The 14015-nt window shown below is 65.7% G+C and carries 14 protein-coding genes; 11 read left to right on the forward strand and 3 right to left on the reverse strand.

Annotation, left to right across the window (positions count from 1 at the left end; translation table 11 throughout):
- Position 1 precedes the first annotated feature (1 nt).
- Genes C6A82_RS18515 through C6A82_RS18530 form a run of 4 tightly spaced genes read left to right on the forward strand, consistent with a single transcriptional unit; the run spans position 2 to position 3573 of the window.
- The gene (locus C6A82_RS18515) at positions 2-1237 is read left to right on the forward strand and encodes an amidohydrolase family protein (RefSeq protein WP_105345586.1); all 1236 of its coding nucleotides are present in this window, start codon (positions 2-4) and stop codon (positions 1235-1237) included.
- The gene (locus C6A82_RS18520) at positions 1215-1652 is read left to right on the forward strand and encodes a nuclear transport factor 2 family protein (protein WP_105345584.1); all 438 of its coding nucleotides are present in this window, start codon (positions 1215-1217) and stop codon (positions 1650-1652) included. Before C6A82_RS18515 ends, C6A82_RS18520 begins: the two co-directional genes overlap by 23 nt.
- Positions 1649-2773, forward strand: coding sequence for an acyl-CoA dehydrogenase family protein (locus C6A82_RS18525; RefSeq protein WP_105345582.1), 1125 nt, complete (start codon positions 1649-1651; stop codon positions 2771-2773). The genes C6A82_RS18520 and C6A82_RS18525 overlap by 4 nt, the downstream gene beginning before the upstream one ends.
- Positions 2774-2826: 53 nt before the next feature.
- Positions 2827-3573, forward strand: coding sequence for an acyl-CoA dehydrogenase family protein (locus C6A82_RS18530; protein ID WP_105345609.1), 747 nt, complete (start codon positions 2827-2829; stop codon positions 3571-3573).
- Between the two features lie 95 nt (positions 3574-3668).
- Here C6A82_RS18530 and C6A82_RS18535 read toward each other — a convergent pair whose 3' ends face one another.
- Both C6A82_RS18535 and C6A82_RS18540 read right to left on the reverse strand, forming a co-directional pair.
- Positions 3669-4451, reverse strand: coding sequence for an enoyl-CoA hydratase (locus tag C6A82_RS18535; RefSeq protein WP_105345580.1), 783 nt, complete (start codon positions 4449-4451; stop codon positions 3669-3671).
- A 12-nt stretch (positions 4452-4463) separates the two neighbouring features.
- Positions 4464-5651: an acyl-CoA dehydrogenase family protein gene (locus tag C6A82_RS18540; protein WP_105345578.1), complete on the reverse strand. Its 1188-nt coding sequence runs from the start codon at positions 5649-5651 to the stop codon at positions 4464-4466.
- 123 nt (positions 5652-5774) lie between these two features.
- On the opposite strand from C6A82_RS18540, the gene C6A82_RS18545 reads away from it, so the two are divergent.
- The 7 genes from C6A82_RS18545 (at position 5775) to C6A82_RS18575 (ending at position 13080) form a co-directional block, all read left to right on the forward strand.
- Complete coding sequence (locus tag C6A82_RS18545) at positions 5775-6494, forward strand: TetR/AcrR family transcriptional regulator (RefSeq protein WP_105345577.1); 720 nt, start codon at positions 5775-5777, stop codon at positions 6492-6494.
- Positions 6495-6545: 51 nt separating this feature from the next.
- Positions 6546-7385: an acyl-CoA thioesterase II gene (locus tag C6A82_RS18550; protein WP_105345607.1), complete on the forward strand. Its 840-nt coding sequence runs from the start codon at positions 6546-6548 to the stop codon at positions 7383-7385.
- Positions 7386-7547: 162 nt separating this feature from the next.
- Entirely contained in the window at positions 7548-8765 is a 1218-nt protein-coding gene (locus C6A82_RS18555) for a cytochrome P450 (protein ID WP_311101411.1), read from the forward strand.
- Between the two features lie 35 nt (positions 8766-8800).
- A complete protein-coding gene (locus C6A82_RS18560; protein ID WP_105343344.1) occupies positions 8801-9637 on the forward strand; it encodes a mycofactocin-coupled SDR family oxidoreductase in 837 nt (278 codons plus the stop codon).
- Positions 9634-10704, forward strand: coding sequence for a phosphotransferase (locus tag C6A82_RS18565; protein ID WP_105343346.1), 1071 nt, complete (start codon positions 9634-9636; stop codon positions 10702-10704). Before C6A82_RS18560 ends, C6A82_RS18565 begins: the two co-directional genes overlap by 4 nt.
- Positions 10705-10722: 18 nt before the next feature.
- Positions 10723-11568 (forward strand): SDR family NAD(P)-dependent oxidoreductase, encoded by an 846-nt coding sequence (locus C6A82_RS18570; RefSeq protein WP_105343348.1) that lies wholly within the window; start codon positions 10723-10725, stop codon positions 11566-11568.
- 75 nt (positions 11569-11643) lie between these two features.
- Positions 11644-13080: a wax ester/triacylglycerol synthase family O-acyltransferase gene (locus tag C6A82_RS18575; protein WP_105343350.1), complete on the forward strand. Its 1437-nt coding sequence runs from the start codon at positions 11644-11646 to the stop codon at positions 13078-13080.
- Here C6A82_RS18575 and C6A82_RS18580 read toward each other — a convergent pair.
- On the reverse strand, positions 13077-13889 hold the full coding sequence (locus C6A82_RS18580; protein ID WP_105343352.1) for a lysophospholipid acyltransferase family protein: 813 nt from the start codon (positions 13887-13889) through the stop codon (positions 13077-13079). The genes C6A82_RS18575 and C6A82_RS18580 overlap by 4 nt on opposite strands.
- Positions 13890-14015 lie beyond the last annotated feature (126 nt).

Genomic DNA, 14015 nt, shown 5'->3' on the forward strand with positions numbered 1-14015 from the left:
CGTGCTGACACTGCGCGCAGCGGGTGTGCTCGACGTCGACGCCGGCGAGATCGTCCGGCCGGGTGTCGTGCGGATCGAAGACGACCGAATAGTCGGTCTCGGCGGTGCGACCGATGCGGAGTCATCGACTGTCCTCGATCTCGGCGATGCGATCCTGCTGCCCGGGTTGATGGATATGGAGGTCAATCTCCTGATGGGCGGGCGCGGCGAGAACCCGGGGCTGTCCCAGGTACAGGACGATCCTCCCACCAGGGTGCTGCGCGCGGTCGGCAACGCCAGGCGGACGCTGCGCGCCGGCTTCACCACCGTGCGCAACCTCGGACTGTTCGTCAAGACAGGCGGTTACCTGCTCGACGTGGCGCTGGCCAAGGCCATCGACGCCGGCTGGATCGAGGGCCCGAGGGTGATCCCCGCGGGCCACGCCATCACACCGACGGGTGGCCACCTCGACCCGACGATGTTCGCGGCATTCATGCCCGGCGCCCTCGAGCTGACGGTCGAGGAGGGCATCGCCAACGGGGTCGACGAGATCCGCAAGGCGGTCCGCTACCAGATCAAGCACGGCGCGCAGCTGATCAAGGTCTGCGTTTCGGGCGGCGTGATGTCGTTGACCGGAGAAGCAGGCGCGCAGCACTACTCGGATGAGGAGCTGCGCGCGATCGTCGACGAGGCGCACCGTCGCGGGCTGCGGGTGGCCGCCCACACCCACGGCGCCGAGGCGGTCAAGCACGCGGTCGACTGCGGCATCGACTGCATCGAGCACGGCTTCCTCATGGACGACGAGGCCATCAAGATGCTCGTCGACCACGACAGGTTCCTGGTCACCACCAGGCGGCTGGCCGAGGCGATGGATGTGTCGCGGGCGCCGAAGGAATTGCAGGACAAGGCCGCCGAAATGTTCCCCAAGGCTCGCACCTCGATCAAGTCGGCGTATGAGGCGGGTGTGAAGATCGCCGTCGGCACCGATGCGCCCGCCATTCCCCACGGAAAGAATGCCGACGAATTGGTGACCCTCGTCGACTGGGGAATGCCCGCCGACGCAGTACTTCGGGCGGCCACCGTCGTGGCGGCGGACCTGATCAACAAACCGGATCTGGGCCGTATCGCCGAGGGCTATCTGGCCGATATCATCGCGGTGCCGGGAGATCCGTTGGCCGACATCGCCATTACCCGCAACGTCAACTTCGTCATGAAGGGCGGAAAGGTTTTCAAGAATGACACAGCCGACAAGGACTGAAGACCTCGTCGAGATCCAACAGCTGCTGGCGAAGTACGCGGTCACCATCACCCAGGCTGACATCGACGGGTTGATCTCGGTGTTCACCCCGGACGGCACCTACAGCGCATTCGGCTCCACCTACACGCTGGCCCGCTTTCCCGAGCTCGTGGACGCGGCACCGAAGGGCCTGTTCATGACCGGCACATCGCTTGTGCACCTTGATGCGGACGACCCGGACAAGGCGACGGGGACGCAGCCACTGTGCTTCATCGAGCAGTCCAAGCACGACATGCGCATCGGCTACTACAACGACACCTACGTGCGCACCGACGACGGCTGGCGGCTGAAGACCCGTGCCATGACGTTCATCCGGCGCAGCGGTGACCACGATTCCGGGCGTCCGCACGCGATCGGGAGGCCCGAAGCCGGATGAGTGACCTTTTCGAGCCCACCGCATTCCGCACCGCCCTGAGGCAGTGGCTCGACGAGAACGATCTCATGCCACCGCCAGGCGACGACTCCCTCGACGCGCACCAGGCACAGCACCTGCGCGTGCTGAAGGCGCTGTACGACGCTGGCTGGATGCGCTACGGATGGCCGCAGTCGGCGGGTGGGCTCGGCGGTCCCGACATCCTGCGCGCGATCGTCGGCGAGGAGATCGTCGGCCGCGGAATCGACCATCCCGGTCCGTATTCCATGCTCGACGTGCTGACCCCGACGATGATCGACTACGCGCGCCCTGACCTGGCCGCGGAAATGGTACCCAGGCTGCTGTCGGGTCAGGAATCCTGGTGTCAAGGTTTCTCCGAACCCGGTTCGGGCAGTGATCTGGCATCGTTGACCACGCGCGCCGAGCAGCGCGGCGACTCCTGGGTGATCAACGGGCAGAAGGTGTGGACCAGCTTCGCGCAATACGCGACGCGATGTGTGCTGCTCACCCGGACCGCAGGACCCGAAACCCCGAACCATGAGGCCATTACGGCGTTCTTTGTCGACCTGGACTCACCCGGCGTCACCGTGCGGCCGTTGCGCACGATGCACGACGTCGACGAGTTCTGCGAGGTCTACTTCGACGATGTCGAGGTGCCTGCCGACCGCATGCTCGGTGAGCCGGGCGACGGCTGGCGGCTGGCCATGGACCTGCTGCCCTACGAACGCTCGACATGCTTCTGGCAGCGGATCGCCTACCTCTACAAGCGTTTCGATGCACTGATCGCCGAGGTCAAAAACCAAGGCCAGATGGTGGATTCGGATATGGGCGAGGCGTATCTGGCTCTGCACATGCTGCGCTGCCGGTCGCGAGCCACCCAACACCGTCTGCAAGACGGACAGAAGCTGGGTCCGGAGACCTCGATCGACAAGGTGCTGCTCTCAGGCGCCGAACAGCGCATGTACGACACCGCACGCGACCTGCTACCGGGCGCAGTCGAACTGGACGACACCGCCTGGCGGACCGAGTACCTGTACTCGCGCGCGGCCACCATCTACGGCGGCACCGCTGAAGTGCAGCGCAACATCATCGCGCGCCGCCTGCTCGATCTCGGGAAGGAGTGATCGTGGCCGGAAACTCTGAACTCGACCTGCTCGAAGACGGCTTGCGCAAAACCATGCTGTCGAAGTCCGGACCCGATCTCGACGCGGCGCTGACCGGACTCGGGTGGGCGGAGATGCTGACCGAGATGCCCGATGTGGCGGTCCCATTGGTGTTCCGGCTGCTCGGCGAAACAGGCTCGCATGCCTCGGTTCTCGTCGATGTGGTGCTGCACGCGACGGGAAACACGATCGGCGACACCGTTGAGCTGCCGCTCCCATATGCCGGCGGCACCTGGGTCGTGTGGGATCGCACAGGCGGCACCGGAACGGCCCTCGGGGGGCTGCCACTTCGACGCGAGGAAGACGGCTACCCGATCCGGGTGGCGGAGGCTCGCCTTGCGGTGGGTTGGTGGCTGGTCGGGTCGGCACGCGCGATGCTGCGCCTCGCCAGCCGGCATGCACTTGACCGCGTGCAGTTCGGTAAGCCCATCGCGTCCTTCCAGGCGGTGCGACACCGGCTGGCCGAAACACTTGTCGCCATCGAGGGCGCCGAGGCGACGCTGACGCTACCTGGCGCGGACAACCCCGATCTGACGGCGCTTCTCGCCAAGGCCGCGGCGGGTAAGGCCGCGCTGACCGCCGCCAAGCACTGTCAGCAGGTGCTCGGCGGCATCGGCTTCACCGAGGAGCACGATCTGTCGCTTCACGTGAAGCGGGTGCTGGTGCTCGACGGATTGCTCGGCAGCTCGCGCGAATTGACGCGTAAGGCAGGCGCGGGTCTGCGGGCTCGCGGCTCCGCTCCGCGCCTCGCCAACCTCTAGCGCAATTTCTCCCCGCGAGCAGACGCAAAAGTACCTTCCAGAGAGCGTTTTGGGGTACTTATGCGTCTGTTCGCGGTGAAAAGTAGACGCAGAAACTACTTGATGTTGGCCTTCATCTCGTCGAGGTTGACCAGCACCGGCCAGCCGCCGACGCTCAGCGCGTTACCGTGCCCCGTTTGGTGGATGTCGAACACCGACTGGATGGCCGCGTAGAAACCCTGCACATCGAGCGTCTGGTTGACCGCGCGCTTGGCCTGCCGCAGCGCGAACGGCGGCATCTTCGCGATCTGTTCGGCCATCGCGCGCGTCTCGGTGTCGAGGTCTTCGCGCGGCACGACCTTGTTGACCATCCCGGTGGCGGCCACCTCGTCGGCGGTCATCGCGCGCCCGGTGAACAGGATCTCCTTCGCCTTTCGCGGACCCAGTTCCCAGGTGTGCCCGTGGTATTCGACGCCGCCGATGCCCATCAGCACGACCGGGTCCGAGAACTGCGCGTCGTCGGCGGCGATGATGAGGTCGCACGGCCAGCACAACAGCAGCCCGCCCGAGATGCACCGGCCCTGCACCGCCGCGATGGACGGCTTGGGCACATTGCGCCACCGCAGCGTGTACTCCAGGTACCGCTTGGCCTCGTGGCTGATGATGAACTCGAGCGTGATCTTGTCGGGCACCGGACCGCCACCGCGCAGATCGTGACCTGCCGAGAAGTGTTTTCCGTTGGCCCGCAGGACAATTACCGATACATCGCGGTCCTCGGCCGCGTGGGTCCACGCCGCGTCGAGTTCGTCGAGCAGCTCGGGGTTCTGGGCGTTGGCCGCCTCCGGCCGGTTGAGGGTGATCGTCGCGATGCGGTCGCTGACCTCATAGTCGATGTACACGGTGCGATCCTTCTAGTTTCGGGGCAACCCCAGCAGTCGCTGGGCGATGATGTTCCGCTGAATTTCCGACGTACCACCGGCGATGGTGCCGCCGAACGATCTGATGTAGCGCTCGAACCAGCCCGCCCGGTAGAGGTCGAGGTGAAACGCCGAGTACGGCCCCGAGACCGCTGGGTGACGCAGCGCCTCGGGTCCGATGGCGTCCAACGCGTATTCGGACGCAATCTGCGACGCCTCCGAGCCGAACAGCTTCAGCACCGACTGCGCGCCGGCATCCTCGTCGCCGCGAGCGGCCCGCGACAGCGCGATCGAGCCGAGAAGCCGCAGCGCCTGGTTGTCCATCACCAGCTTCGCGTAATTGTCGCGGTCAAGCGCGGTGCCCCGCGGGTAGTCCTCGACGAGCTCCTGCAGCCGGTCGGCATAGCTGAGCCACAACATGTTTCGCTCGTGCCCGAGCGATCCGTTCGCCACCCGCCAACCCTCGTTCAGCGGTCCGACGAGGTTTTCGGCGGGGACTCGCGCGTCGTTGAAGAACACCTCGTTGAAGTCGAGATCGTTCTCGTCGCACGCCGACGCGAAGGGCCTGCGCACAACGCCGGGCAGGTCGGTGGGAATCATCAGCGCGCTGATGCCCTTGTGCCTCGGCGCATCCTGGTCCGTCCGCACGAAGGCGAGCAGCACGTCGGCGTCGTGGGCGCCGGAGGTCCACACTTTCTGTCCGTTGACGACGAAGTGGTCGCCAGACGGATCGGAGGTGCGTACCGCCCTCGTTCGCAGCGACGCCAGATCTGAACCGGCGCCCGGCTCGCTCATCCCGAGCGACGCGGTCATCTCGGCCCGCAGGATCGGCACCGCCCACTTCTGCTTCTGCTCGCTGGTGCCGTACGAAATCAGCGATGCGGCAATAATGCCGACGCCTTGAGGGTTATAGGTCTGGTAGATCCGCCGTCGAGAGAGTTCCAATTGATACGCGTACTGCTGAAGGATCGTCGCGTCGCGACCACCGAACTCGGGTGGGTTGCCCGGCAGCAGCCAGCCGTTGTCGAACATCACGCGTTGCCAGCGACGGGCCCACTCGGGGATGTCGCTGCTGGACCACGACCGTTCGAGCGCTTGCGCCTCGGGCGGCAAATTCGCCTCGAGGAAGGCGACGAACTCGGCGCGGAAGGCGTCGACGTCGGCGTCAAAATTCAGCTGCACGGCACTCCCGGCCGATCTTGGTATTTAGAAGGTCTTTCATCATGAATAGGATGAGAATAGTATTCTCATGCTGAGAAAGTTACAATCTCCGACACGTTGGCCGCGAGGAGGTCGAGGACCGCAATGGCAAGGCGTTCTCCGGTACAGTCAGTTCATGTCCTCACCAATCGGCAGGCATCCGAGCCGCCGGTGACAAGTCCCAGCGAAGAGCCCGCCTGGAAGCAACGCGCCGTCGAACGGTCGATAAAGACAGCCAAGCTCAGGGCGGCTCAGCGGGTCCAGCGATTTCTCGACGCCGCCCAGGCGATCATCATCGAGAAGGGCAGCACCGACTTCACCGTGCAAGAGGTGGTCGACCGCTCGCGCCAATCACTGCGCAGTTTCTACCTTCAGTTCGACGGCAAACACGAGCTTCTGCTCGCGCTGTTCGAAGACGCGCTCAGCCGCTCCGCGGACCAGATCCGCGCCGCGACGGCCAGTCACGACGACCCGATGGAACGGCTGAAGGTGGCGATCCAGCTGCTGTTCGAGTCCTCGCGGCCGGATCCGACCGCCAAGCGACCGCTCTTCACCGATTTCGCGCCTCGCCTGCTGGTATCGCATCCATCCGAGGTCAAGATCGCGCATGCGCCGCTTCTCGCCCTGCTCACCGAGTTGATGGAAGACGCCGCCGCGGCGGGCAAGCTGCGGGCAGGCATCAACCCCAAGCGGATGTCCGCGATGACGATGCAGACCGTCATGTTCAACGCCGCGCAGTCCAGCGGCGACGAGGACGACGAGGCCGGCCATCCCATCTCCGCCGACGAGGTCTGGGACTTCTGCTCGCAAGGCTTCGCCGGCTAGCTTTGAGAACTACGTTCTCTTAACCGAAGAATTCCGCTTACACTTGTGGCTGTGCCCGATCTGTGGACCGACCTGCTCGAGTGTCTCCAGCTCGTCCCGACTCCGCGCGACGACACCGCAGCGGCAACCGGGTCGCTGACGTTTCAGGGCCGAAATCAACAGCTCGAGTATCACCGGGTGTTCGGTGGCCAGCTGCTCGGCCAGCTCATCCAGGCCGCCAAAGCCGTGTGCCCCGGCAAGACGGTGAAATCCCTTCACACGGTCTTCGCACGGGAGGGCCGCGCGGACCAGCCGGTGACGTTCGAGGTGATTCGCCACCACGAGGGGCGGTCGTTCGCGACGCTGACGGTCACCGGACGACAACACGCCGCCGACGGCGAAGCCCGGGTGCTGGCCACCAGCTCGATCTGTCTGCATGTCATCGAGGACGGGCCTGAACACCAGGAGGTCGCCGCCGTCCCGCCGGTGCTCGGCGAGCAGCACCGCCTCTCGCTGGACCTCATTCCCTGGGAAACTCGCGCAGTCGACGACCTCAACGCCACCACCGCGGGGCCTCCGGAGTTCGAATTCTGGATGCGCACACCGGAAGTCGAACCCGCGTTGGCGCCTGCGCTCGCGGCCTACGCCACCGACCTCACGCTGATCGGCACCGCGCTGCGACCGATGGCCGGCCTTGGCCAACGCGGAAACGGCACGCAGTTCACCTCGGCCGTCACCTCGCACACGCTGTGGTTTCACCGGCCGTTCCGGACCGACGAATGGTTGTTGCTGCGCCAGCACAGCCCGCTGCTCGCACACGGGCGGTGCTTCGGCCGCGGCGATGTCCTGACCGCGAGCGGCGTCTTGGTCGCGTCATACGGCCAGGAGGCGCTTCTGAGGGTCGCAGCATGAGTTCTCAGGCATTGGAGAAGGCCGTTCTACTAAGCGGAGAGTATAGATTGCAGAAAAGTATTGTCGCATTGACACCGGTGCGACGCTGGTGACAGAGTTCATGAGACAGTTGCACTCCAGATGTCTTATGCCGCCGCCCCGGTCTCTGCGAAAGGCGACACCGTGACCGCCAGTACCACCGCACCCGCCACCAGCGACGTCTACTTCGACCCCTACGACGTCGGCATCAACTCCGACCCGTACCCCACGTTCCGGCGGCTTCGCGAAGAAGCTCCGTTGTACTACAACGAGCAGCACGACTTCTACGCACTCAGCCGCTTCGCCGACGTGAATAAGGCGCTGGTCGATCACGAGACGTTCAGTTCGGCCCGCGGTGCGATCATCGAGCTGATCAAGGCCAACATCGAGATTCCGCCCGGCACGGTCATTTTCGAGGACCCGCCGATTCACGACATTCACCGCAAGCTGCTGGCGAGGATGTTCACGCCGCGAAAGGTCAACGCACTCGAGCCGGTGATCAGGGACTACTGCGCGCAGAGCCTCGATCCACTGATAGGTGCCGACCGGTTCGACTTCGTCGCCGATCTCGGCGCCCAGATGCCGATGAAGGTGATCAGCGCGCTGCTCGGTATCCCTGAGGACGACCAGGAGATGATCCGCGACCACGCCAACGCGCAGTTGCGCACCGAGGCCGGCCAGCCGATGAAGCCCTCAGAAGGCGGCGCCATGGTCCTGGGTGAGATGTTTGAGACCTACATCGACTGGCGCGCCGAACACCCGTCTGACGACATCATGACCGAACTCCTCAACGCAGAGTTCGTCGACGAGACCGGCACGACGCGCAACCTGACCCGTCAGGAACTGCTGACCTACCTCAACGTCGTCGCGGGCGCAGGCAACGAGACCACGACGAGGCTGATCGGTTGGGCCGGCAAGGTTTTGGCCGAGCATCCCGACCAGCGCCGCGAGCTCGCGGCGAACCCGACGCTGATCCCGCAGGCGATCGAGGAGCTGCTCCGCTTCGAACCGCCCGCGCCGCATGTCGCCCGGTACGTCACCCAAGACGTCGAGTTCCACGGGCAGACCGTGCGCGAGGGCAGCGTGATGATGATGCTGATCGGCGCCGCGGCGCGCGACCATCGCCAGTTCCCGCCCGACGGAGATGTGTTCGACATCCACCGCGAGGTCCGCCAGCATCTCGCGTTCAGCGTCGGCACGCACTACTGCCTCGGCTCGGCGCTGGCCCGGCTCGAGGGACGCGTGGCGCTGGAGGAGATCCTCAAGCGGTTCCCCGACTGGGAGGTCGACATGACCAGCGCGATGCTCTCCCCCACATCGACTGTCCGCGGCTGGGAGTCCATGCCCGCCGTGCTCAAGTGAAATCCTTTCCGTAAACGACGAATTGAGGTTGGAATATGACTGGACGTGTTGAAGGCAAGGTCGCTTTCATCACCGGCGCGGCCCGTGGGCAGGGCCGGGCCCACGCGGTACGGCTGGCGCAGGAGGGTGCCGACATCATCGCCGTCGACATCTGTAAGCAGATCGACAGCGTGCAGATCCCGCTGTCCACCCCGGAGGATCTCGCTGAGACCGCCGACCTCGTCAAGGGCCTCAACCGCCGCATCTACACCGCCGAAGTGGACACCCGTGACTTCGACGCGCTCAAGGCCGCCGTTGACGCAGGCGTCGAGCAGTTGGGCAGGCTGGACATCATCGTCGCCAACGCAGGCATCGGTAACGGCGGCGCCACACTGGACAAGACCAGCGAGGGCGACTGGACCGACATGATCGACGTCAACCTCGGCGGCGTCTGGAAGACGGTGAAAGCCGGTGTGCCGCATATTCTTGCGGGCGGGCGCGGCGGCTCCATCATTCTCACCAGCTCGGTCGGCGGGCTGAAGGCCTACCCGCACACTGGCCACTATGTGGCCGCCAAGCACGGTGTGGTCGGCCTCATGCGGACGTTCGCGGTCGAGTTGGGAGCGCAGAACATCCGCGTCAACTCGGTGCACCCGACCAACGTCAACACCCCGCTGTTCATGAACGACGGCACCATGAAGCTGTTCCGTCCCGACCTGGAGAACCCGGGCCCCGAAGACATGAAGGTCGTCGGCCAGATGATGCACACGCTGCCGATCGGCTGGGTGGAGCCGGAGGACATCGCCAACGCCGTGCTGTTCCTCGCCTCCGACGAGTCGCGCTACGTCACCGGCGTGACGCTGCCGATCGACGGCGGTAGCTGCCTCAAGTGACACTTGCGGAGCTGTCGATCCCCACGGGCTGGGACGGCATCACGCCGGGCTGGATGACGACGGCGCTCGCCCGGCGCCATCCCGACGCTGTCGTCGACGGCGTGCGGGTCGCGCTTCGCGACGACGGCACGAACAAGCGGGCCCGCCTCGAGCTGACCTACTCGGCAGGCTCGGGGCCCGCGACCGTGTTCGCCAAGGCGGTCGACCCCGACCACGCCGACCTCGTCGCGCTGACCAGCGGGCTGTACCACGAGCCGCGGCTGTTCGCATCGGAAGTCGCTTTGCCGCTTGATCACCCGACGGTCTACGCGGCACTCGTCGACGAGGAGCACCGGGACTTTCTGCTGATCATGGAGGATGTCGTCGGCCGCGGCGCGGACCCGCGCGACTCCACAAGGCCGATGACCGTCGAGCAGGTGGCGAGTGGCGTCCGCGGGCTCGCCCGGCTGCACAGCGCGTTCTGGGGCGACCGGCTGACCGGCAATCCCGCGCTCGACTGGGTCGAGCCATTCGTCGCCTTCGAAGGGATGCAGTACGCCCCGCTGCACATCGCTCGCGAGCGGCTGGGTGACACGGTGGCCGCCGAGGTTCTCGCGTTGACCGGCGAGCAGCTGTTCATCGACATCTGGTCCCGCTACATCGGAACGCTGACGAGCTCCCCGCAGACCCTCCTGCACGGCGACCCGCACATCGGCAACACCTACGTGCTGCCCGATGACGACGTCGGCTTCCTCGACTGGCAGATGGTCCGCCGAGGTAACTGGTCCCTGGACCTCGGCTACTTCCTGCAGGGGGCACTGACCATCGAGGACAGGCGTCGAAGCGAGCGAGAACTCCTCGACGAATACCGGTCCGCGTTGACTCTGCCCGGCAGCGAGATGCCCAGCCATGACGATGTGCTGCTGCGCTACCGCGCCTCCGTCGCCCACGGGCTGGCCATCTGGATGGCCACGCTGTCGGGCGGCGACGCCTGGCAGAGCGCAGAGATCTGCCTGGCGTTGGCGCAGCGCTACGCCGCGGCGTTCATGGACCTCGACACCCGTGCGGCGATTGACGCCATCATCTAGACGGCTAATGTTCGCGCCGTGGAGACTTTCGAAGGCCGCGGAGCGGTAATCACCGGCGGCGCCAGCGGTATCGGGTTCGCCTGCGCGCAGGAGTTCACCCGTCGCGGCGCGCGCGTCGTGCTGGCCGACATCGATCAGTCCGCCTTGGATGCGGCCGTCGAGCGACTGCGCGGCGACGGCGCGGAGGCGCACGGCGTCATCTGCGACGTCACCAGACTGGACGCCGTCGAGCACCTGGCCGACGAGGCGTTCCGCCTGCTCGGCGAGGTGAACCTGGTGTTCAACAACGCGGGCATCGCGTACGGCTCCCCGATCGCCGACGTCACTCACGGCGATTGGCGATGGGTCATCGACGTCGATTTGTGGGGGCCGATCCACGGTGTCGAGGCGTTCCTCCCGCGCCTCATCGAGCAGGGCGGCGATCGCCACATCATGTTCACGTCGTCGTTCGCCGGCATGGTCGGCAACGCGGGCCTCGGGCCCTACTGCGTCGCCAAGTTCGGCGTCGTCGCGTTGGCCGAAGGCCTGGCGCGTGAGCTGAAGGGCGAGGGCATCGGGGTCTCGGTGCTCTGCCCGATGATCGTCGACACCCCGCTGATGGCCAACTCCGAACGCTCTAGAAGCAACGACTACGGCACGCGCACCAGCCACACCGATGAAGTCGTGCAGGGGCTGACCTCGGTGATGACACCGACCGATGCGGATGTCGCCGCCGACGACGTGGCCCGCCTTACCGCCGACGCCGTCGTCGCCAACCGGCTGTACATCCTGCCCCACCGCGCCTCCCGGGAATCGATCCGGCGGAGGTTCGAACGCATCGATCGCACCTTCGACGAGCAGGCCGCCGAGGGTTGGACTCACTGAGTCACCCAAACCGCCCGGGTTGCGGCCGCCGGAGTGGTTGCATGGAACCCGTTCGACGGCGAAACGGGGTGGGGCATGAGGCGACTCAACGGCATGGACGCCATGCTGCTGTACAGCGAGACGCCCAATCTGCACACGCACACGCTGAAGGTCGCGGTGATCAACGCCGCCGAGTACGACGGCGACTTCACGTTCGAGGTGTTCCGCCGGACCGTTGCACGCCGGCTGCATCTGCTCGACCCGTTGCGCTACCGCCTCGTCGACATCCCGTGGAAACTGCACCATCCGATGTGGATGGAGAACTGTGAGGTCGACCTCGACTACCACCTGCGCCGGGTGCAGGTGCCCAGCCCCGGCGGGCGGCGGGAACTAGACCAGGTCATCGGTGAGATCGCGAGCACCCCGTTGAACCGCGACCGGCCGCTGTGGGAGTTCCACTTCGCCGAGGGGATGGCCAAGGACCGCTTCGCACTCATCGGCAAGGTGCATCACACCCTGGCCGACGGAGTGGCGTCGTCCAACCTGTTGGCGCGGCTGATGGATCTGGCCGGCTCGGCGCAGGACGAGCGCGACGACTACACCACCTGTGCGATGCCCTCACAGGCCGAACTCCTGCAGAACGCCGGCCGTGAACACGTTGCGAACATGGCCGCGCTTCCCGGCCTGTTGCGGGATGCGGTCAAGGGGGTCGCTCGCGTCCGCCGACGCTCACGCGAGCACGGCGAGCATCCGGACATGGCGAAGATGTTCAAGGCACCGCCGACGTTCCTCAACCACGTCGTCTCGCCTGTGCGGACGTTCGCGACAGCGTCGCTGGCGCTTGCCGACGTCAAGGAGACGGCCAAACACCTCGGCGTGACGTTCAACGACATCGTGTTGGCGACGGCGGCGGGCGGGCTACGAGAACTGTTGCTGCGCTACGACGGTCGTGCCGATCGGCCGATTCTCGCGTCGGTGCCGGTGGCCACCGACAAGTCGATGGACCGGGTCACCGGCAACGAGATCGGCGGGCTGTCGGTGTCACTTCCCGTCCACATCGACGAGCCGTTGGAGCGGGTCCGGCTGACATCGGTCGCGGCGTCGCGCGCCAAGGAGAACTACGAGCTGATGGGCCCGGAACTGCAGGGCAAGATGATGGAGTACCTGCCGCCGTCGTTCGCGCCCGCGTTGTTCCGGTGGCAGGCGAAACGCGCCGCCCACAACAGCATCATGAACGTGGCGGTGTCCAACGTTCCCGGCCCTCGCGAGCGCGGACACATCGGCGGCGCCCCGGTGAGCGAGATCTACTCGATCGGGATACTGTCCTCCGGGAGCGCGTTCAACATGACCGTCTGGAGTTACGTCGACCAGCTCGACATCTCGATTCTGTCCGACGACCAGACGTTCGACGACGTGCACGAGGCCACCGACGCGATGATCCACGCGCTCACCGAAATCCGGCGCGCGGCAGGACTTCCCGCCGAACTGAGCACCGTCGGCACCGCGATGGCGCCGGCGCGGCCGTCCGGTTAGCCCAGTATCGGGAAGCGGCGCTTGCGCGCCAGCTTGTCGAGCGCGGCCTGCATCACCTCGCGGATGTGTGCGTCAACGGCCTTGAGGTCGGGATCCTCGCCGAACTCCGCGACCACGTCGATCGGATCCAGCACCTGAGTCACGATCTTGCTGGGCAGCGGCACGTTGGGCGGGAAGAACACACTGAGTCCGAACGGGAAGCCGAACGTGACCGGCAGGATCTCGGCTCGTAGCCGCTCCAGCCCCAAGCGCTTCGCCAACCAATTCCCGCGGGTGAGGAACAGCTGTGATTCCTGCGCGCCGATCGACACCATCGGCACGATCGGAACCCCGCTTTCAATGGCGGTCCGCACGTAGCCGGTCCTGCCGGCGAAGTCGATCTTGTTCTCGAAGGTCGGTCGGTAGGAGTCATAGTCGCCGCCGGGAAACACCAGCACAAGCGCGCCGGCATGCAAGGCGTTCTCGGCGTTCTCCCGGTTAGCCTCGATCACTCCCACGCGATGCAGCCAATCGCCCATCGGCCCGACGAAGAGCGCGGAGTGCGCAAGCGTGAACACCGGGCGGTCGAAGCCGAACTTGTCATAGAAGGCGGGTGCGAAAACGAGCACATCGGGGGTGAGCATCCCTCCGGAGTGGTTCGACACGAGCAGCGCGCCGCCCGCCGGCGGAACGGCCTCGAGCCCGCGTACCTCCGCCCGGAAATAGCGCTTGACGATGGGGCCGACCCACTTCTTGACCTGCTCGGTGAATGTGGGATCCCACTTGGCGGCCTCTTCGCCGCCGATGGAGTCAACGTCTTTGTCGCCCATAGCTTCCCCTACGTCCTATTGTTTTCAACGCATACCCACCGTGGACGTCGAGTACCCACCATACGGACTACCTGCGAATATGATACTCTCTTTATCTGAGAATGTCATTTCCATCCAGAGGGGGAA

This window comes from Mycobacterium sp. ITM-2016-00318 (assembly GCF_002968285.2).
Taxonomy (GTDB): Bacteria; Actinomycetota; Actinomycetes; order Mycobacteriales; family Mycobacteriaceae; genus Mycobacterium.

Excerpts from the sequence above, each read along its gene's own strand:
- C6A82_RS18520 (WP_105345584.1), top strand. The coding sequence starts at position 1,215 with ATGACACAGCCGACAAGGACTGAAGACCTCGTCGAGATCCAACAGCTG.
- C6A82_RS18525 (WP_105345582.1), top strand. The coding sequence starts at position 1,649 with ATGAGTGACCTTTTCGAGCCCACCGCATTCCGCACCGCCCTGAGGCAG.
- C6A82_RS18530 (WP_105345609.1), top strand. The coding sequence starts at position 2,827 with ATGCTGTCGAAGTCCGGACCCGATCTCGACGCGGCGCTGACCGGACTC.
- C6A82_RS18545 (WP_105345577.1), top strand. The coding sequence starts at position 5,775 with ATGGCAAGGCGTTCTCCGGTACAGTCAGTTCATGTCCTCACCAATCGG.
- C6A82_RS18560 (WP_105343344.1), top strand. The coding sequence starts at position 8,801 with ATGACTGGACGTGTTGAAGGCAAGGTCGCTTTCATCACCGGCGCGGCC.
- C6A82_RS18575 (WP_105343350.1), top strand. The coding sequence starts at position 11,644 with ATGAGGCGACTCAACGGCATGGACGCCATGCTGCTGTACAGCGAGACG.
- C6A82_RS18580 (WP_105343352.1), bottom strand. The coding sequence starts at position 13,889 with ATGGGCGACAAAGACGTTGACTCCATCGGCGGCGAAGAGGCCGCCAAG.